Genomic DNA, 17,950 nt, shown 5'->3' with positions numbered 1-17,950 from the left:
GCATGACTGAGACCGAGCCGCCGGAGCTGCCGCGGGGGATCGCGCTCGCCTGGGGCGTGGCCGCCGATCCGCAGCGGGGGCCCAAGCGCGAGATGAGCGTCGAGAAGATCGTCGATGCGGCCGTGGAACTGGCGGACGCCGAGGGCATCGGCGCCGTCTCGATGGCCGCCGTCGCCGCCAAGCTCGGCTTCACGCCGATGTCGCTCTACCGCTACGTGAGTGCGAAGGACGACCTGCTGCTGCTGATGCAGGAGCAGGCGACCGGGCTGCCGCCGGAGAGCCACCTCGAAGCCGACGGCTGGCGGGATCGGCTGCTCGCCCTCTACGAGGAGCAGGTGCTCCTGTATCTCCGGCATCCCTGGATGCTGTCCGTGCCGATCACGGGGTCGCCGATCACGCCGAACAGCTCCGCGTGGCTGGACGCATCGCTCGCCGCGCTCGAGAGCACGCCTCTCAGCGCCGATGAGCGGATCTCCGTCGCGCTGGCGGTGACCGGCGACGCGCGGTGGTGCGGGATCGTCCAGGCCGGCTACACCGCGCAGTCCCGCGGCTCCGGGCTCACCCCCGAAGAGGTCGCCGTGCGCGAGGCGACGCTCTACGACCGCGTGATCACCGCCGACGAGTTCCCGGCTCTTCGCCGCGCGATCGAGGAGGACGTGTTCCTCTCCCCGGCCGACCCCTTCCGGTTCGGCGTGGAACGGATGCTCGACGGTGTCGCCGCCTACATCTCGACGCTCGATCGTGGCGAACCGCGTGATCCCGCGGGGGAGTGGGTCGCCCTGGACCCGGCCGAACTCGCCGGCGACCGCCGGCTCCGTGAGGCGCAGAAGGCCGTCCGCGAAGCCGAGAAGATGCTGCGCACGGCGCGCAAGATCGAGCGACAGACCCTGCGCGAGGCCGGAGAGCGACTCGCGAAGGCGAAGAAGATCGGCTGACACGCGCCTCGGGCGCCGAGTCGCCTGCAAGATGGGGGGATGACGACCGACTTCAGAGCGCATTTCGACTTCGCGATCGCCTTCGCCAACGGCGGCGGCATGCAGGGTGAGGGTTTCCGTCTCGACGTGCCGCGCGAGGAGATGACGTCGGATCAGGTGGGCGCGCTTCTGGTGGCGCACCTGGGCCTGGCGCTCGTCAGCGAGGTCACGATCCGCGACCTCCTGATCGTCGCCGAGACGCATCGCGGCAGTCGAGGTGTCGACGCACAGGGCGACATCGACGCCCCCGCCGCGAGGCGCGTCATCGATCTCAGCCACCCGATCGAGGCGGGGCTGGTCACCTACCCCGGCCTTCCGGCGCCCACCATCACGTCGCATCTCACGCGCGAGGACTCGCGAGCCAGGTACGCGCCGGGCACCGAGTTCGCGATGGACATCATCACCATGATCGGGAACACCGGCACCTATATCGACTCGCCGTTCCACCGCTACGCGGACGGCGGTGACCTGGCATCGCTCGACCTCGACACCCTCGTCGATCTGCCGGCCGAGGTCTTCCATCTGCGGGATGCTTGGACCGCCGAGCGGCGCGGCATCGCGGCGATCACTCTCGCGGATCGCGACCTCCGCGGCGCCGCCGTGCTGCTCGACACCGGCTGGGACCGGCACTTCGGGACGCCGGCGTACGGCGTCGGCTCGCCGTTCCTCACCGAGGATGGGGCCCGTTTCCTGGTCGACGCGGGCGTGCGGCTCGTCGGCATCGATGCGCTCAACATCGACGACACCGAGAGCGGAGGGGAGAGGCCGGCGCACAGCATCCTGCTCGCCGCCGGGGTTCACGTCGTCGAGCATCTGACCGGGCTCGACGCGGTGCCGCCGCGGGGCGCCCGGTTCACCGCGGCACCTCCCGCGGTGCGCGGCTTCGGCACATTTCCCGTCCGCGCGTTCGCGACGGTCGCCGCACCTCACTGATCACACGAGCCACATGGGTTTACAGGTGTCCCACCCACCCCATAGAGTGTGCACATCGAGAAAGGGGTACGTGGGATGCCCGAAGTACCTGACGTCCGGTTCCTCACAGTGGCCGAGGTCGCCGAGCTCATGCGCGTGTCGAAGATGACCGTGTATCGGCTCGTCCACGCGGGCGAGCTGCCCGCCATCCGCTTCGGCCGCAGCTACCGCGTGCCCGAGTCCGCCGTCGCAGACGCGCTGCAGCGACCCATCGCCGACGTCGGCTGACGACTGAGGAGAGGATGCCGTGGATGTCAGCACGTTCTACGCCCTCTTCTCCACCACGTGCTTCACACTCACGGGGCTCTGGTGGAATGTCGTCCGTGCCCGACGCGACTGGACAGCCGACCCCGCGATGCGGCGCACGATCGGCGGCGTCTATCTCTCCTTCCTTCTCCCGGCCCTGATGGGCCTGTTCGCGCAGGTCGGGGGCACCGAGAACCCCCTGCTGTGGCGCATGTCGTTCGTGGTCGTCGCCGTCGTCGGCGGGGCATCCATGGTCCGCCTGGTCGCGCAGGCCGGTCGCGACGGCACTTCCGCGGCGATCCGCTGGACGCAGATCGGGTCCGTGGTCGTGTACGCGGCGATCGCCGTCATCGGCGTCGCGCCTCAGCTCGTGACACCTCTCGGCCTCACCGGTATCCAGGTCGAGGCGCTGCTCCTCATCGCGCTGGTCGCTCTCGGACACGCTCTGGTGTGGCGGTTCCTGGTCTCGGACGAGGTCCCGGACTGAGACCGCACAGAGAGCCCGCTCGGGTTTGCTAGACTGATCCGAGGCATTTTTTCGTGCCCGTTACCCGGGCGTCCGATTTTGCGCGACGCCCAGCCGCTGACTTAGTGAGGTTTCCGTGGGTTCTGTCATCAAGAAGCGCCGCAAGCGCATGGCGAAGAAGAAGCACCGCAAGCTGCTTCGTAAGACTCGCCACCAGCGCCGCAACAAGAAGTAAGCGGCCAGACACGAGCGCCTGTCTTCGGACGGGCGCTTTGTGTCTCTGCCCGCATGTCTGCACCGTCGAGAGGACGTCATGAAGTCGATCACCGTCACCGAGCTCGCCGAGCGCTCCACCACGCCGCTCGTCGACGTGCGCGAGAAGGACGAGTTCGCGGCGGGCCACGTGCCCGGTGCGGTCAACATCCCGATGTCCGAGATCGGCAACCGCCTGGAAGAGCTGCCCGGCGAGGCATTCGACGTGATCTGCCAGATGGGCGGTCGTTCGGCTCGAGTCGTCGAGGCGCTCGAGGCGCGCGGCTACGACGTGACGAACGTCGAGGGCGGCACCGGGGAATGGATCGCCCAGGGTCGCGAGGTCGAGGTGCCGTCGGCGTGACCACGCTGACCCTGATCGGCAAGCCCGACTGCCACCTCTGCGATGTCGCCTCCGAGGTGATCGACGCCGTCGTCGCCGAGCTGCCGGATGCCGCGGCGGAGCAGATCGAGATCGCCGAGGTCTCCATCACGGACGACCCGGCCCTGTACGAGCTGTGGTGGGAGAAGATCCCGGTGGTGCTCATCGACGGAGAACTCCACGCGCACTGGCGGGTGTCGCCCGACCGGCTGCGCCTCGCGCTCGAAGAGTCCGTCCGCGCCGTCGCGCTCAGCGATCAGAAGGAGTCGAGATGACCGTCCGCCATGTGGTGACCTGGAAGCTCGCGGCCGAGGATGCCGCAGAGCGCAGCGCGCAGGCGGCCGAGGTCGCCCGTCGCCTCAACGCCCTCGACGGCGTGGTGCCGCAGCTGCTGTCGATCTCCGCCGGCGCCAACATGGCGTACCCCGACGCGAACTGGGATGTGACCCTGGTCGCCGACTTCGCCTCGATCGACGCGCTCGAGGAGTATCAGGTGCACCCCGCGCACGAGGAGGTCGTCGCCTACGTGCGCTCGGTCGTCTCGTCGCGCGTCGCCGTCGACTTCGAGGTCTGACCGGCGCCGCCCGACCGGTGCGGCGGCGACGGCATGGAAGAGATCACCTGGCACGGCGCGACCATCGCCTGGGCGCGCGTCGCCGACCTCGGTGACTTCACCGAGGCGGATCTCGCGGCGATGGGAGAGCGTCAACTCGCGAGATACCGGCAGCTGAGCGGGGCGCGAGCCGCGGGATTCCTGGCGGGGCGCGCGCTGATCCGCACGCTCGTCGTCGGTCTCGGTGGGGGCGACGACGTGCCGCTCGACAGCTCGTGCGCGCGGTGCGGTGAGGATCACGCCGCGCCGCGCACGCCGGGCTTCGTGCTCAGCGTCAGCCACGCGGAGGATCTGGTAGCGGTCGCGGTGTCCAGGGGATCGACGCCGCTGGGCGTCGATCTCGAGCGGAACTCCGCGGAGGACCGCGTCGCGGAGCTCGGGCCGATGTTCCCGGCGGGGAGCACCCCCGACCTGGCCGGCTGGACCCGCATCGAAGCGGCCGTGAAGGCCGATGGGCGCGGGGTGGAGATCGATCCGAACACCGTGCGGCTGGAACCGGCGCGCTCGGTCCCGCAGGGCGCGGGACCGCTCGTGTGGTCGGCCGTGCTTCCCGGACGCCGATCGCCCGTTCAGGTCGCGACCCTGCCCGGCCCGGACGGCCATACGCTCAGCGTCGCGCGCGGCTGACCGGGGGAAGAGCAGGAAGCGGCAGATCGTCGAGCCATGCCCGCATCAGCGCGCGTCCTTCTGCTCCGGCGATCTCGTCGACCAGGCCGAGGAAGTCGTCGGTCGTCACGGCGAGTCCTTCGAAGCGGGACGCCCAGGTGCGCGTGACCGTGAAGAAGAGTCCGTCGCCGATCGTGAGCCGCAGCGCGTGGAGGGCCAGCGCCCCGCGCTTGTAGACGCGGTCGTCGAACATGTCGGCGGGGCCGGGGTCGGACAGCAGCAGGTCCTGCGGAAGAGCCGCGAGGCGCGCGTGGTGGGCTCGCGCCTTCGCATGCGCCGTCGCACCTCCCGAGGCCTCGGACCACACCCATTCGGCGTAGCAGGCGAACCCCTCGTTCAGCCAGATGTCCTGCCAGCGGCTCACCCCGACGCTGTTGCCGAACCACTGATGCGCGAGCTCGTGCGCGATCAGCCGCTCGCAGCTCTGCGCCCCGTCGATGTGGTTGGCACCGAAGATCGCCATGCCCTGCGCTTCGAGCGGGATCTCGAGATCGTCCGGCGTGACGACGACCTTGTACGAGTCCTGCGGGTACGGACCGAAGGCCTCGACGAAGACGCGCATCATCTCGTCGAGGGGAGCGAAGTCCGCGCGCACACGCGGAGCGAGCGCCGTCGGGAAGTAGAGCCGACCAGGGGTGTCGCCGAGCGCGACCCTCTCATCCGCGTACTGGCCGATCTGCACCGTCATGAGGTACGTCGCCGTGGGCAGCGTCTGCTGGAACGTCCAGCGGGTGCGTCCGCGTTGCGTCGAACGGGTCGCCGCCCCGCCGCTGACCACCGTGTACTCCGGGTCCGCCGTGAACTCCAGCCGGTACGTGGCCTTGTCCGAGGGGATGTCGTTGCACGGGAACCACGTCGCGGCGCCGGTCGGCTGCGAGGCGACCAGGGCGCCGTCTTCGAGCTCCTCCCAGCCGATCATCCCCCAGCGGGTGCGGCGCGGGGCCGGTGCTCCCGAGTAGTCCACCGTGACCGTGAACTCGTCGCCCGCCGCTCGCTCGGTGCCGAAGTCCACCCTGATGCGGCGCTGATCCTGCCGGAAGGTCGCGCCGCGGTCCCCGCTCACCCGCACCTTCGTGGCCTTGAGCCCGACGAGGTCGAGCGAGATGTGCTTCGCCGCCTCCTGCATCCGCACCTGCAGCGTGGCCGTGCCGACGAGGCGATTCGTCGGCACCCGGTAGTCGATCGAGAGGTCGTAGTGCAGCACCCCGAAGCGGCGGTCTCCGCTGTGCGGGGTGTAGGGGTCGACGGTCATGCGTCGGAGGCCTGGTACGAACGCACCTTGACGGCCCGCCAGGGGCCGATCGGGTTGCCGCTCCACCGGCTCCCGACGGGCACGAACTCTCCGCGCATCACGAGAGAGGCCGGGCCCACCGTGGCATCCGCGCCGATCGTCGCCGCAGGCAGGATGACGCTGTGCGGCCCCAGGGTCGCACCGTTCTCGAGGGTCACGGAATCGATGCTCATCACACGATCATGGAACAGATGCGTCTGAACCACACATCCGCGGTTCACGGTCGCGCCGTCGCCGAGGGTGACCAGGTCGGGTTCGGGAAGCCAGTAGCTGTCCGTCCAGACCCCTCGGCCGATCTTCGCGCCGAGGGTGCGCAGCCAGATCGCGAGAGCGGGTGTGCCCGATGCCGCGTTGGCGAACCAGGGTGCGGCGACCATCTCCGTGAAGGTGTCCGACACCTCGGTGCGCCACACGAAGCTCGACCAGAGCGGATGCTCGCCGGCACGGATCGGACCGACGATGACCCACTTCGCGGCCGAGGTGATCAACGCCGCGAAGGCACCGGCGGCCAGCATCACGGCGGGAGAGAGCGCGACAGCCCACGCCAGGCCGACCGCTTCGATGAGGGCGGCCAGGGTCAGCATCACCGCCAGCCCGATCGCGCAGGTGACGAACACCGGGACGATCCGGCCCGCCTCCCAGAGGGCTCGAGCGACCCGCAGGCCGCTGCGGGGACGATACGTGCGCTCGAGGTCGGCATCGTTGACCACGCGCCGCAGACGGGTGGCGGGCGAGCCCAACCAGGACGATCCGGCCTTGGCCTTCAGCGGGGCCACCGAGAGGACGGCGACCAGACCATCCTTCGGGACGTTGTGCCCACCCGCGGCGAGCCCCGAGTTGCCGAGGAAGGCGCGCTTGCCGATCCTGGCGTTCGCCAACCGCATCCAACCGCCCTGCAGCTCATACGTGGCGACCATGGTGTCGTCGGCGAGGAAGGCGCCGTCGGCGATCGTCGTGAGCTTCGGGATCAGCAGCACGGTCGACGCCTCGACGTCGCGGCCGACGTCGGCGCCGAGGGCGCGCAGCCACAGCGGGGTGAACCCGCTGGAGTACAGCGGGAACAGGAACGTGCGGGCCGAGTCGAGCAGCCGCTCGGTCGTCCACGCCTGCCAGGCGACCCGGGAGCGCACGGGATGGATGCCCTCCGCCAGCCCGATGCCGAGCAGGCGGACGAGGACGAGCACGACGACCGCGAAGACCGCACCGGTGAGGAGCACGGCCGGCACGAGCATCGCGAGGATCCCCGGCACCGCGGCGAGCAGCGAATCGGCGCCGCGGATCCCGGACGCGAGGAGAGCACCACCGGCGCCGAACGCGAGAAGCGGCAGGACGCCGAGGGCGGCGGACGACGCCGCGTACGCCCACAGCCAGCGGCGCTTGCTCGGCGGGCGCGTCGGAGCGAAAGGCTGGGAGAGCCCACCCGTGCGGGCCGCGGGAGAACCGGCCCAACGCTGACCCGCGCGCACCCGACCGAAGACCGCCGATCCGGGGGCGATCTCGGCTCTCCGGCCGATCTTGGTGCCGGGGGCGAGCGTGCTGCGGGCGCCGACCGTGGCATCCGCGCCGATCCGGATGCTGCCGATGCGCACCGTGTCGCCGTCGATCCAGTAGCCCGTGAGGTCCACCTCGGGCTCGATCGATGCTCCGGCCCCGATGTCGAGCATCCCGGTGATCGGGGGCACCGTGTGCAGGTCGACGTCCCGGTGGATGCGGGCGCCGAGCGCGCGTGCGTAGTACACGACCCACGGTGCTCCGGCGAGGCCGACCGGATCGACCTGCTGCGCGATCTGCTCGGCGAGCCAGAGGCGCAGGTGCACGCCGCCGCCGCGGGGATAGTCTCCCGGGCGAACCCCGGCGAGGAGGAGCCGGGCGGCCGTCGCCGCGATCGTCATCTTGCCCAGCGGAGTCGCGAAGACGAGCAGGCCCACCAGCACGACCCATCCCGAGACGTCGGGGAGGAACTCGAACCCGGGAGAGAGTCGCAGCAGCCAGCTCGCGGCGAGGAGGAAGAGGAGCCAGCGGATGCCGGTGAAGACGAAGAGCGGGAACCCGGCGATCGTCTGCACCCACTGCATCCTGCGCGGGGTCGGCCGAGGCTGGCTGAAGACGCGCTCCTCGTGCTCGGCCTCAGCGTCGGTCTCCTCTTCGACGGCATCCGCCATCTGGCGCAGCCGCGGAAGATCATAGACGTCGGTCATGGTGAATTCGGGGGCGCGCGTCCGCAGGCGCGAGACGAGCTGGGCGGCGGCGAGCGAGCCGCCACCCAGCTGGAAGAAGTCGGCGTCCTCATCGGCCGGACGGATGCCGAGCACCGCGAACCACTGCTCGGCCAGCCAGGCCGATGTGCCGGAGAGCGACGAGTCTCCGGCGTCCCCGGAATCGAGCGGCCACGGGAGAGCAGCCTTGTCGACCTTGCCGGAGGTGCGCACCGGCAGATCGTCCACCGTCGCGAGGAGCGGGATGAGCGGAGCGGGCAGCGTCTCGGAGAGCTCGGCGCGCGCGATCTGGCGGTCGAACCCCTCGTCGGGCACGACGTAGCCGACGAGGACCGACATGCCGGTCTCGGTCTTCTGGACGACGACGGTCGCCGCGGACACCGCGGTGAGGGCCTGCAGCGCCGATTCGACCTCGCCCAGTTCGATGCGACGCCCGCCGATCTTGACCTGGTCGTCGGCGCGGCCCTGGAAGATCAGGCCATCGGACTCGAAGCGGACGAGGTCGCCGGAACGGTAGGCGCGGTCCCAGCCCAGGGACGGCATGGCGGCATACTTCTCGGCATCCTTCGCGGGGTCGAGGTATCGCGCGAGCCCGACGCCGCCGATGATGAGCTCTCCGGTCTCTCCCTCGGCGACGCGCTCGCCGGTGCCGTCGACGACCGCCAGCGACCAGCCGTCCAGCGGCAGTCCGATGCGCACGGGACCTGCCCCGTCCATCAGGGAGGCGCACGCGACGACGGTGGCTTCGGTGGGACCGTACGTGTTCCAGACCTCCCGGCCGTCGGAGGCGAGGCGGGTCACCAGCTCAGGTGGGCATGCCTCTCCGCCGAAGATGAGCAGGCGCACGTTCTCGATCGCATCCTGCGGCCAGAGGGCGGCGAGCGTCGGGACGGTCGACACGACCGTGATGCCGTGGCCGAGCAGCCACGGGCCGAGATCCTCACCGGAGCGCACGAGCGCACGGGGAGCGGGCACCAGGCAGGCGCCGTGGCCCCAGGCCAGCCACATCTCCTCGCACGAGGCGTCGAAGGCGACCGACAGCCCGGCCAGCACACGGTCACCCGGGCCGAGCGGAGCGTCCTGCAGGAACAGCCGGGCTTCGGCGTCGACGAAGGCGGCGGCAGAGCGATGCGACACCGCGACCCCTTTCGGGACGCCCGTCGAGCCGGAGGTGAAGATGATCCAGGCGTCGTCCTCGACGGTCGGTGGCGCGATGACCGGGACGGCGGCCGTGCTCGGGTGCGGGTTCTCACTGTCGAAGAGATCGGACGACGGTGCGGCGTCGGCGGGGTGGTACACGCCGCCGCCGGTGATGGTGCCGGTGACACGGGCCTCACGGAACACGAGGTCGGCGCGCTCTTCGGGGTCGTCGGCGTCGACCGGCACGTACGCCGCTCCCGCCGCCATCGTGCCCAGGATCGCGATGTACAGCTCACGTCGGCCCGACGCCATGCGGATGCCGACGCGATCGCCCGCACGAACGCCCTGCGCGTGCAGCAGCGCGGCGGTGCGCCAGACGCTCGCCAGCAGCTCGGCGTAGCTCAGGGCGCCGTCTGCGTCTTCGATCGCCGACGCCTCGGGATGCCGCGCGGTCGTCTCGCGGAGGATGTCGATGAGCGTCCGGGGCGGCGGTGCCTCCGCGCTGCGGTCCAGCGCCGTCTGCACGTCAACGCGCAAGGAGGTCGATCAGTGCCGCCTTCGAGAGGCGGGAGTAGCCGACGTGTCCGGCGGCACGGGCGCGGGACCGCAGTTCGACGACCGTGAGCGCGCTCAGATCGCCCGTGGATGCTGGTGCCTCGACGGCGGGCGCCTTGATCACCGGCGTCTTGACGCGACGCGTCGGCGTGACGACCGGGGCGGGCGTCGCGGCAGGTGCGTCGACGGGGGCCGGGGCGATCACGGCACCCTTCGTCGGAGCCGTCTTCTTCGGAGCGCGGGACTTCTCGTCCGCCTTCTTCTCGGCCTTCTTCTCCGCCCTCTTCAGGTCGGCCTTCTTCTTGTCCGCCTTCTTCGCGGCCTCGAACCGGGCGGTGGCGACCTGCAGACTCTCGGTCGCCGCGGTGGCCGACTTGGTCACCTTCTTGGGCTTGTCGGCGACCTTCTTCTTCGACACCTTGGACGCGTCCTTCGCGTCCTCCACGAGCGGCTTGAGCTTCTTCGCGGCCTTCTTCGGCAGCGACTTGATCAGCTTCTTCGCATCCTTCGCCGCATCCTTGGCGGCGTCGACAGCGGCCTCTGCGGTGCGCTGTGCGGTGGTCTTCTTTGCCATGATCTGTTCTCCCTGCATCCGGAGCGTCGTCGCTCATGTCTTGGGCACAGAGGATAGTCACTCGAGGTGAACAGCCGGTGCCGCGCCCGCTGCGTCCCGTCGGGTACGTCATGATTCGTCACACTTGCAACACAAATGTGATCCGCCGCAGTACCCTCCCGTTGGTCGGCGCGACGAGCCGCATGTTTAGATGATCACCTACCTGTCCGTGGGCGTCATTGCCCTCGTCTCACTCTGGAGTCGACATGCAACGTCGCAACATCCTCGCCGGCCTCGCTCTCGTGGCGACCGCCACCCTCGCCCTCGCCGGTTGCGCCACGGGCGCCGGTGACTCCGGCGGGGAGCCCGCCGCGGGCGACGAGTACGGCCTGGTCGAGGCGGGGACGCTGACGGTCTGCTCCGATATCCCCTACGCTCCCTTCGAGTTCGAGGGTGGCGACAACGGCACCGGCTACACGGGCTTCGACATCGACCTGCTCGACGCGATCGCCAAGAAGCTCGACCTCAAGCTCTCCGTCCAGGACGTCGGATTCGACGCGCTCCAGTCCGGAACGACCCTCGCGGCCGGCACCTGCGACATCGGCGCCTCGGCCATGACGATCACCGACGAGCGCAAGGCCAACATCGACTTCTCCGACCCGTACTACGAGTCGCTGCAGTCGCTGCTCGTGCGCACCGACTCGGGCATCAAGTCGATCGACGACCTCTCCGGCAAGAACGTCGGCGTGCAGCAGGGCACGACGGGCGAGGCCTACGCGACCGAGAACGCGACCGGCGCCCAGCTCGTGCAGTACCCCTCCGACGGCGAGCTGTGGCCCGCGATGCAGGCCGGCCAGATCGACGCCATCCTGCAGGACCAGCCGGTGAACCTCGAGCACGAGAAGGCCGACAAGGCCTACAAGATCGTCGAGGAGTACGAGACCGGCGAGTCCTACGGCTTCGCCTTCGCCAAGGGCGAGAAGGACGAGCTGCGCGAGGCGATCAACGGCGCGCTGAAGGAGCTGCAGGACGACGGCGACTACCAGACGATCTACGACAACTACTTCACCGCGAAGTAATCGGCGAGCAGCGTAGAGCAAGGAGACCTTGACAATGGCGTCGAGGCGCAGCACGAAGAGCAAGCTCTATCGGTACATCGTCTACGTGGTGCTGATCGCCGTCGTCGTCTGGGCGGCGGTCAGCACTGACTGGGCGAAGATCGGTCCGCTGTTCTTCAACCCCGAAGTCGCGATCAAGATGTTCCCGGGGATCATCACGACCGCGCTCGTCAACACCCTGTGGTTCACGGCGGTGGCGTTCGTCGCCGGGCTCGTGCTCGGCGTCGTGCTGGCACTGCTCAAGCTGTCGAGCATCGGGCCGTTCCGGTGGATCGCAACGGCGTGGATCGAGCTGTTCCGCGGGCTCCCCGCGATCCTCACGATCTTCGCGGTGGCCTTCATCCTGCCGATCGCGCTCGGCATCTCGGGGCGCGATCTCGGCGGTCCTGTCGTCCTGGGACTGATCGGTCTGATCCTCGTGGCGTCCGCCTACATGGCGGAGACGATCCGCGCCGGCATCCAGGCGGTCCCGAAGGGCCAGACCGAGGCGGCGCGCTCCCTCGGCATGTCGCCCATGAAGACCACCTTCTGGATCATCGTGCCGCAGGGATTCCGGATCATCATCCCGCCGCTGACGAACGAGTTCGTTCTGCTGCTGAAGGACACCTCGCTGCTCTTCGTGGCGGGAACCTTCATCTGGTCGAAGGAGCTCACCAACTTCGCCCGTGACGCGGCGACGCAGAACACGAACGCGACGCCGCTGATCATGGCGGCGATCCTGTACCTGATCGTGACGATCCCCCTCACACGCTTCAGTGCGTGGCTGGAACGACGGATGGCGAAGCAGCGATGATCACCGACCTGATTGATGTGCACGCCCCGGCGATCGACCTGCAGGGGCTCGTGAAGAGCTTCGGCGACAACGAGGTGCTCAAGGGCATCGATCTCACGGTCACCGCCGGCGAGGTCGTCTGCGTGATCGGCCCCTCGGGGTCGGGCAAGTCGACGCTGCTGCGGTCCGTGAACCTGCTCGAGGAGCCGACCGGCGGCAAGGTGCTCATCGAGGGCATCGACATCACCGACCCCGACGTCGACATCGACCGCGTGCGCACGCGCATCGGCATGGTGTTCCAGAGCTTCAACCTGTTCCCGCACCTCGACGTCATGGGCAACCTCATGATCGCGCAGCAGCGCGTGAAGAAGCGCTCCAAGGTCGAGGCCGAGAAGGTCGCGCTCGCGATGCTCGCCCGCGTGGGTCTGGCGGAGAAGGCCGACGCCTATCCGGGGCACCTGTCGGGTGGTCAGCAGCAGCGCGTGGCGATCGCCAGGGCGCTCTGCATGAACCCCGACATGATGCTGTTCGACGAGCCCACCTCGGCGCTCGACCCCGAGCTCGTCGGCGAGGTGCTGCAGGTCATGCGCTCCCTCGCGGACGAGGGCATGACGATGCTCGTCGTCACGCACGAGATGGGCTTCGCCCGTGAGGTCGGCTCACGCCTGATCTTCATGGACGGCGGTCACATCGTCGAGGAGGGCGATCCGCGCGAGGTCCTCGGGAACCCGCAGAACCAGCGCACGAAGGACTTCCTGTCCCGCGTGCTGTGACCCGCTGAGACGAAACGCCTCATGCTCCGCGGAGCATGAGGCGTTTCGCGTGCTGCGGGGCTCCTCGCTCGGCGAGGAGCGAGCTGTCAGACCTCGACGACGTCGGCGCCCGGCGCGTTCTTCTGGACGGACTCGATCCCGTTCTTCGCGGCGGCCTTCGTGGTGTAACTCTCGCTGGTCGCGATGACCTCGCCGTTGCCGGCCTTCAGACGGAAGCGGTACCCGCCGGACTTGTCGGTGTACAGCTCGAACTTGCCTGCCATGGAGGCGTCCTCTCTCTGCTGGGCCGGGAGATCGACCCTTCGCCCTCACGCTATCCCCACCCGTATATCGGAGGGAAGAGGCGGATCAGCCGCGCGGATGCACCGCGACGGGCTCCGGAGCGACGGCGATGCGCACGCGGTCGCCGAAGGAGGGATGGATGCCGGGGGCGTGCTGCACGCGGACGAGCTCGCCCGACTCCGTCCGCACGAGTGTGCGTCGCATGCTCCCGAGGAACGTGCTCTCCTCGACCAGCGCGTCGGTCGCGGCATCCGCTTCGGAGGCGAAGTACACGTTCTCGGGCCGCAGGTACACGTCGACCGGACCGTCGGCGGGCGTCTGCAGCGGCAGCGCCTGCCCCCACACCATGACGTGATCGCCCTCGGCGACGCCGGAGACGACGCTCGACAGTCCGACGAACGCCGCGACGCCGGCCGTCGAGGGGGTCGTGTACAGCTGCTCCGGCGAGCCGATCTGCTCGATCCGGCCGGAGTTCATCACCGCGATCCGGTCGGAGACGGCGAGGGCCTCCTCCTGGTCATGCGTCACGAAGACGGTCGTGATGCCGAGGCGCAGCTGGATGCGGCGGATCTCGTCGCGCAGCTGCACGCGCACCTTCGCGTCGAGGGCCGACAGCGGCTCATCGAGGAGCAGCACCTTGGGCTCGGTGACCAGTGCGCGTGCGAGCGCGACCCGCTGCTGCTGACCGCCCGAGAGCTGATGCGGGAAGCGATCGGCGAAATCCGCGAGACCGACGAGCGCGAGGGCGTCGAGCGAGCGCTTCGCGGCATCCGCCTTCCCGGCTCCACGCCGGCGCAGGCCGAACGCGGTGTTGTCGACCACGCGCAGGTGCGGGAACAGCGAGTAGGACTGGAAGACCATGCCGATGTCGCGCTTGTTCGTCGGCACGCGCGACACGTCTCCGCCGCCGAGCAGCACGGCTCCCTCGTCGGCACCCTCGAGGCCGGCGAGCACACGCAGGAGCGTCGTCTTGCCGCACCCGGACGGGCCGAGCAGCGAGACGAACTCGCCGGGGGCGATGTCGAGGTCGACGCCGTGCAGCACGCGGGTGCCGGCATAGCTCTTCACGATGCCCTGCAGTTCGACGCGGGTGCCTTCGCCGGCTTCGGCGAGCAGCACGTTGTCCTTCGTGCGGGGGAGGGCGTGGTCGAGGGTCATGATCGGGCCTTTCCGGTGCCGCGGGCGACGCGGCCGATGACGAGGAGCAGGACGAAGACGAAGACCAGCGCCAGCAGGGTGAAGATCGCCGGCGCGTACGGGTCCTGCTTCTGGACGACCACCATCGCGGTCTGGAACACCTGGCGGTTCAGGAGCGAGGCGATCGTGAATTCGCCGAGCACGACGGCGATGGAGATGAGCGATGCCGCGAGCAGACCCTGGCGCAGATTCGGAGCGAGCACCTTCAGCACGACCGTCGGCCAGCTCGCCCCGAGGGAGCGGGCGGCCTCGGCAAGCGTGCGCAGATCGGCCGCGTCGATCGATGCCTGGATGGAGCGGAAGGCGAACGGCAGCACCGTGATGCCGTACGCGAAGGCGAGCGTCCAGGTGCCCGTGCCGAGCGCTCGACCGATCTGCAGGTAGATCGGGGCGAGACCGACGACGAGCACGATCGCCGGGATCGAGATCGGCAGCAGCACGGCGAACTCGAAGGCCGGCTTGATCTTCGGGAACCGCAGGTTCACCAGGATCATCGTCGGCGCCAGCAGGAAGAGGACGATCAGGACGGTGACGAGCGCCAGGATCAGCGAGTTGCCGAGTCCGGTCCAGATCGGCTTGATCGCGGCGGATGCCGCAGGGTCGAACAGGGCGGCCCAGTGCGTGAGGGACATCCCGCCGGACGGATCACGCAGCGTGAACAGGAACGTCGACACCAGCGGGATGGCGAAGAAGGCGCCCACGAGGATGCCGATGACCCAGCGGGTCGCGAGCGAGGGGCCGAGCCGGTTCATGACTGCCACCTCGCGGCTCGGCGCTGGATGAGCGAGTACAGGCCCATCACGACTCCGACGATGAGAATCATGCCGAGCGCGAGCGCCCCGGCGAGGTTCTCCCGACCGAGCACGGTCTCACTGGTGAGGGCGGTGCGGATCTGCAGCGGCACGATCTGCGAGCCCTGGCTGGCGAGAGCCGCGGCGGTCGCATAGGACGAGAAGGCGTTCGCGAACAGCAGCAGCAGGCTGGCGAGGAAAGAGGGCGCGAGCACGGGGATGCCGATGCGCAGCCAGAAGCTCGCGCGGGTGCCGCCGAGAGTGAGGTTCGCCTCGGACCACTGCGGCTTGAGCGCGGCGAGTGCGGGCATGAACGTGATCACCATGAGCGGGATCTGGAAGTAGATGTACGGCAGGATCAGGCCGGGCAGCTCGTACAGCCACGTGCCGTTCGCGTAGATGTCGATCCCGAAGGCGTCCTGGAGGAAGAGTTTGAGGACGCCCTGGATGCCGATCGTCGCGATGAACGCGAACGCCAGCATGACGCCGCCGAATTGCGCGAGCACGCCGGACGCGGCATCCACCATAGAGCGGACCGCGCCTTCGGGGTTCATGCCGAGCAGTGCGTAGCAGACGAGGGCGCCGACGAGGGCACCGACGACGGCGGTCAGCAGGGACAGGCCGGCGGAGTTGGCGAACGTGGTCAGCACGACCGGGTCGGCCAGCGCCGAGACGTTGGTCCAGGTGAAGCTGCCGTCGTCCGCGAAGAAGCCCGAGCCGATCGCCAGGATGGTCGGGACGGCCAGGAAGAGGACGACGTAGGCGGCGAAGGGCACGAGGCCCAGCCAGGCCCATGAGGGCGCGGACCGCCGGGCCCCCGCTTCACGCGAGGACCCGGCGGCGGTGACGGGGACGGATGCCGCGGCATCCGTCCCCGCTACGGAGATCGTCGTCACTGGACGGCCGCGGCCCACTTCTCGCCGAGCAGCGTGCCGGCGTTCGTGGACTGCTCCTCGGTCGGGACGACCGTCTCGGCCGGAACCTCGGGCAGGGCTGCGGCGAGGTCGGCGTCGATCGTACCGGCCTCGGTCATGGCCTCCATGCGCGCGGGACGTGCGCCGCCCTTGAGCCACAGGTTCTGCACCTCGTCGCTGTAAAGGAACTCCTGCCACAGGCGTGCGGCTGCCGGGTTCGGGGCATCCTTGTTGATCGCCTGGTTGTAGTAGCCGGCGTAACCGGTGCCGTCGAGGACGACGACCTTCCAGTTCTCGTTGTCGGCCGTGTGCGCGGCGTTCAGGTAGTCCCAGTCGAAGACGACCGGGGTCTCGCCGCTGGCGACGGTGGCGGTGGTGACGTCGACCTTGAGCAGGTTGCCGGCCTTCTGCATCTCGGAGAAGAAGTCGATGCCGGGCTGGAAGTCGTCGAGCGTGCCATCGGACTGGACCGTGGCGAGGCCCACCGCGGCGAACGCCGCGCCGGCCTGCGTCGGGTCGCCGTTGATCGCGACCGCACCCTTGTAGTCGGCGCTCTTCAGGTCGTCGAGCGATTCGGGGGCGTCGAACTTCGAGGAGTCGTAGCCGATCGACATGTACCCGCCGTAGTCGCCGACGAACAGACCGGTCTTCTCCTTGAGGGCCTCGGGGATGTCGTCCCAGGTCTCGACCTTGTAGGGAGCGAAGGTGTCGGTGTTCTGCAGCGCGACCGTGAGGCCCAGGTCGAACACGTCGGGAGCGGTGTCGAGGCCCTTGTTGGTCTCGGCCGCCTGGATCTCCTCGGCGCTCGAGACATCGGGGGAGGCCTCGTTGATCGTGATCTCCGGGTACTTCTCGGCGAACAGGTCGAGGATCTCGCCGTAGTTCGCCCAGTCGCGCGGGAGCGCGATGACGTTCAGCTGCCCCTCTTCCTTCGCCGCGGCCTCGAGGTCGGCGAACGTGCCGAAGTCGGCGACGGACGTCGCGGATGCCGCGTCGACATCGGAGTCGCCGCCACCGGCGGTGGCGTCAGCAGCGCCGGAGCAGGCGGTGAGCGCGAGTACGGCCGTGGTGGCCAGGGCGATGCCGGCGCCGATGCGCGCGCGGCGGATGTTGCGAGCCATGAATGTCCTCTCGGGTGACCGGCGAAGGCCGGTTCGGGGTTGCGAGAGGACACTATGGGTGCGGAGTTACCGGTCGGCGCGGCGCGGGTGAACGCCGGGTGGCCGGGTGGTGGCGGATCGGATGCCGGTGGCGATCAGTCCTGCGGCACGGCGAACTTGAATCCCTTGTGCGACCCGACGTAGCCGAGGTGCTCGTAGAAGCGGTGGGCGTCGATGCGGCTCGCGTCGGATGTGAGCTGCACCATCGCGGCTCCGAGTGCGGGGGCGGCGGAGTCGGATACCCAGCGCATGATCCCCGAGCCGATGCCGGAGGAGCGCAGGTCACTGCGCACGCGCACGGCCTCGACCAGCAGACGGCGCGCGCCACGCCTCGCCATCCCGGGAATCGACGTCAGCTGCAGGGTGCCGACGATCACGCCGTCGAGTTCGGCGACCAGCAGGTCGTTCGACGGATCGGCGAGGATCTCGACGAGCCCCGCGACATACGCGGGACGGTCTTCTTCGGATGCCACATCGCCGCGTGCCGCGCTGATCGGATCGTCCGCGAGCAAGGCGATGACGGCATCCGCGTCGTTCGGTGTCGCCCTGCGAACGGTCGCTTCGCCCAGGCGGGAGTCGATCGGGTGCGGGAGGGGGAGCGCGTCGAGCATGGTCCC

The 17,950-nt window shown here is 69.4% G+C and carries 21 protein-coding genes; 12 read left to right on the top strand and 9 right to left on the bottom strand.

Features of this window, described 5'->3' with window-relative positions:
• Nucleotides 1-2: 2 nt before the first annotated feature.
• The 9 genes from ABD648_RS07720 (at nucleotide 3) to ABD648_RS07680 (ending at nucleotide 4,532) form a co-directional block, all read left to right on the top strand.
• The gene (locus ABD648_RS07720; protein ID WP_282214381.1) at nucleotides 3-935 is read left to right on the top strand and encodes a TetR/AcrR family transcriptional regulator; all 933 of its coding nucleotides are present in this window, start codon (nucleotides 3-5) and stop codon (nucleotides 933-935) included.
• 39 nt (nucleotides 936-974) lie between these two features.
• Nucleotides 975-1,907, top strand: a complete 933-nt coding sequence (locus ABD648_RS07715; RefSeq protein WP_282214380.1) for a cyclase family protein — start codon at nucleotides 975-977, stop codon at nucleotides 1,905-1,907.
• Between the two features lie 75 nt (nucleotides 1,908-1,982).
• Entirely contained in the window at nucleotides 1,983-2,174 is a 192-nt protein-coding gene (locus tag ABD648_RS07710) for a helix-turn-helix domain-containing protein (protein ID WP_046013605.1), read from the top strand.
• 19 nt (nucleotides 2,175-2,193) lie between these two features.
• Nucleotides 2,194-2,679 (top strand): hypothetical protein, encoded by a 486-nt coding sequence (locus tag ABD648_RS07705; RefSeq protein WP_282214379.1) that lies wholly within the window; start codon nucleotides 2,194-2,196, stop codon nucleotides 2,677-2,679.
• A gap of 115 nt (nucleotides 2,680-2,794) precedes the next feature.
• Nucleotides 2,795-2,893 carry a 30S ribosomal protein bS22 gene (locus ABD648_RS07700; RefSeq protein ID WP_003792170.1) on the top strand — a complete coding sequence of 33 codons (99 nt, stop codon included), beginning with the start codon at nucleotides 2,795-2,797 and terminating at the stop codon, nucleotides 2,891-2,893.
• Between the two features lie 78 nt (nucleotides 2,894-2,971).
• On the top strand, nucleotides 2,972-3,274 hold the full coding sequence (locus tag ABD648_RS07695) for a rhodanese-like domain-containing protein (RefSeq protein ID WP_282214378.1): 303 nt from the start codon (nucleotides 2,972-2,974) through the stop codon (nucleotides 3,272-3,274).
• On the top strand, nucleotides 3,271-3,567 hold the full coding sequence (locus ABD648_RS07690; protein WP_282214377.1) for a glutaredoxin family protein: 297 nt from the start codon (nucleotides 3,271-3,273) through the stop codon (nucleotides 3,565-3,567). The genes ABD648_RS07695 and ABD648_RS07690 overlap by 4 nt, the downstream gene beginning before the upstream one ends.
• Nucleotides 3,564-3,866, top strand: coding sequence for a Dabb family protein (locus tag ABD648_RS07685; RefSeq protein WP_282214376.1), 303 nt, complete (start codon nucleotides 3,564-3,566; stop codon nucleotides 3,864-3,866). The genes ABD648_RS07690 and ABD648_RS07685 overlap by 4 nt, the downstream gene beginning before the upstream one ends.
• 33 nt (nucleotides 3,867-3,899) lie before the next feature.
• On the top strand, nucleotides 3,900-4,532 hold the full coding sequence (locus ABD648_RS07680; protein WP_282214375.1) for a 4'-phosphopantetheinyl transferase family protein: 633 nt from the start codon (nucleotides 3,900-3,902) through the stop codon (nucleotides 4,530-4,532).
• On the opposite strand, the gene ABD648_RS07675 is transcribed toward ABD648_RS07680, so the two are convergent.
• The 3 genes from ABD648_RS07675 to ABD648_RS07665 are packed head-to-tail and all read right to left on the bottom strand — an operon-like array spanning nucleotide 4,513 to nucleotide 10,347.
• Nucleotides 4,513-5,823 carry a M1 family metallopeptidase gene (locus ABD648_RS07675; protein WP_282214374.1) on the bottom strand — a complete coding sequence of 437 codons (1,311 nt, stop codon included), beginning with the start codon at nucleotides 5,821-5,823 and terminating at the stop codon, nucleotides 4,513-4,515. The genes ABD648_RS07680 and ABD648_RS07675 overlap by 20 nt on opposite strands.
• Nucleotides 5,820-9,743, bottom strand: coding sequence for a Pls/PosA family non-ribosomal peptide synthetase (locus ABD648_RS07670; RefSeq protein WP_282214373.1), 3,924 nt, complete (start codon nucleotides 9,741-9,743; stop codon nucleotides 5,820-5,822). Before ABD648_RS07670 ends, ABD648_RS07675 begins: the two co-directional genes overlap by 4 nt.
• A 1-nt stretch (nucleotide 9,744) precedes the next feature.
• Nucleotides 9,745-10,347: a hypothetical protein gene (locus ABD648_RS07665; RefSeq protein ID WP_282214372.1), complete on the bottom strand. Its 603-nt coding sequence runs from the start codon at nucleotides 10,345-10,347 to the stop codon at nucleotides 9,745-9,747.
• Between the two features lie 245 nt (nucleotides 10,348-10,592).
• Between ABD648_RS07665 and ABD648_RS07660 the strand changes: the two genes are divergently transcribed.
• The 3 genes from ABD648_RS07660 to ABD648_RS07650 are packed head-to-tail and all read left to right on the top strand — an operon-like array spanning nucleotide 10,593 to nucleotide 12,989.
• Entirely contained in the window at nucleotides 10,593-11,405 is an 813-nt protein-coding gene (locus tag ABD648_RS07660; protein WP_282214371.1) for a basic amino acid ABC transporter substrate-binding protein, read from the top strand.
• A 34-nt stretch (nucleotides 11,406-11,439) separates the two neighbouring features.
• Nucleotides 11,440-12,237, top strand: coding sequence for an amino acid ABC transporter permease (locus ABD648_RS07655; RefSeq protein ID WP_282214370.1), 798 nt, complete (start codon nucleotides 11,440-11,442; stop codon nucleotides 12,235-12,237).
• Nucleotides 12,234-12,989, top strand: a complete 756-nt coding sequence (locus tag ABD648_RS07650; RefSeq protein WP_282217520.1) for an amino acid ABC transporter ATP-binding protein — start codon at nucleotides 12,234-12,236, stop codon at nucleotides 12,987-12,989. Before ABD648_RS07655 ends, ABD648_RS07650 begins: the two co-directional genes overlap by 4 nt.
• An 86-nt stretch (nucleotides 12,990-13,075) precedes the next feature.
• On the opposite strand, the gene ABD648_RS07645 is transcribed toward ABD648_RS07650, so the two are convergent.
• From ABD648_RS07645 to ABD648_RS07620, 6 genes are all read right to left on the bottom strand, one after another.
• Entirely contained in the window at nucleotides 13,076-13,252 is a 177-nt protein-coding gene (locus ABD648_RS07645) for a YegP family protein (protein WP_282214369.1), read from the bottom strand.
• Between the two features lie 85 nt (nucleotides 13,253-13,337).
• Nucleotides 13,338-14,429 (bottom strand): ABC transporter ATP-binding protein, encoded by a 1,092-nt coding sequence (locus tag ABD648_RS07640; RefSeq protein ID WP_282214368.1) that lies wholly within the window; start codon nucleotides 14,427-14,429, stop codon nucleotides 13,338-13,340.
• Entirely contained in the window at nucleotides 14,426-15,220 is a 795-nt protein-coding gene (locus ABD648_RS07635; RefSeq protein ID WP_282214367.1) for an ABC transporter permease, read from the bottom strand. The genes ABD648_RS07640 and ABD648_RS07635 overlap by 4 nt, the downstream gene beginning before the upstream one ends.
• Nucleotides 15,217-16,155, bottom strand: coding sequence for an ABC transporter permease (locus tag ABD648_RS07630; RefSeq protein ID WP_282214366.1), 939 nt, complete (start codon nucleotides 16,153-16,155; stop codon nucleotides 15,217-15,219). Before ABD648_RS07630 ends, ABD648_RS07635 begins: the two co-directional genes overlap by 4 nt.
• Entirely contained in the window at nucleotides 16,152-17,294 is a 1,143-nt protein-coding gene (locus ABD648_RS07625) for an ABC transporter substrate-binding protein (protein WP_282214365.1), read from the bottom strand. Before ABD648_RS07625 ends, ABD648_RS07630 begins: the two co-directional genes overlap by 4 nt.
• Nucleotides 17,295-17,428: 134 nt before the next feature.
• Nucleotides 17,429-17,944, bottom strand: coding sequence for a GNAT family N-acetyltransferase (locus ABD648_RS07620; RefSeq protein WP_282214364.1), 516 nt, complete (start codon nucleotides 17,942-17,944; stop codon nucleotides 17,429-17,431).
• Nucleotides 17,945-17,950 lie beyond the last annotated feature (6 nt).

The sequence above is a fragment of the Microbacterium luteolum genome (genome assembly GCF_039533965.1).
GTDB classification, from domain to species: Bacteria; Actinomycetota; Actinomycetes; order Actinomycetales; family Microbacteriaceae; genus Microbacterium; species Microbacterium luteolum.
The sequence above is the reverse complement of the archived record's forward strand: the minus strand, read 5'-3'. Positions and strand labels throughout refer to the sequence as shown.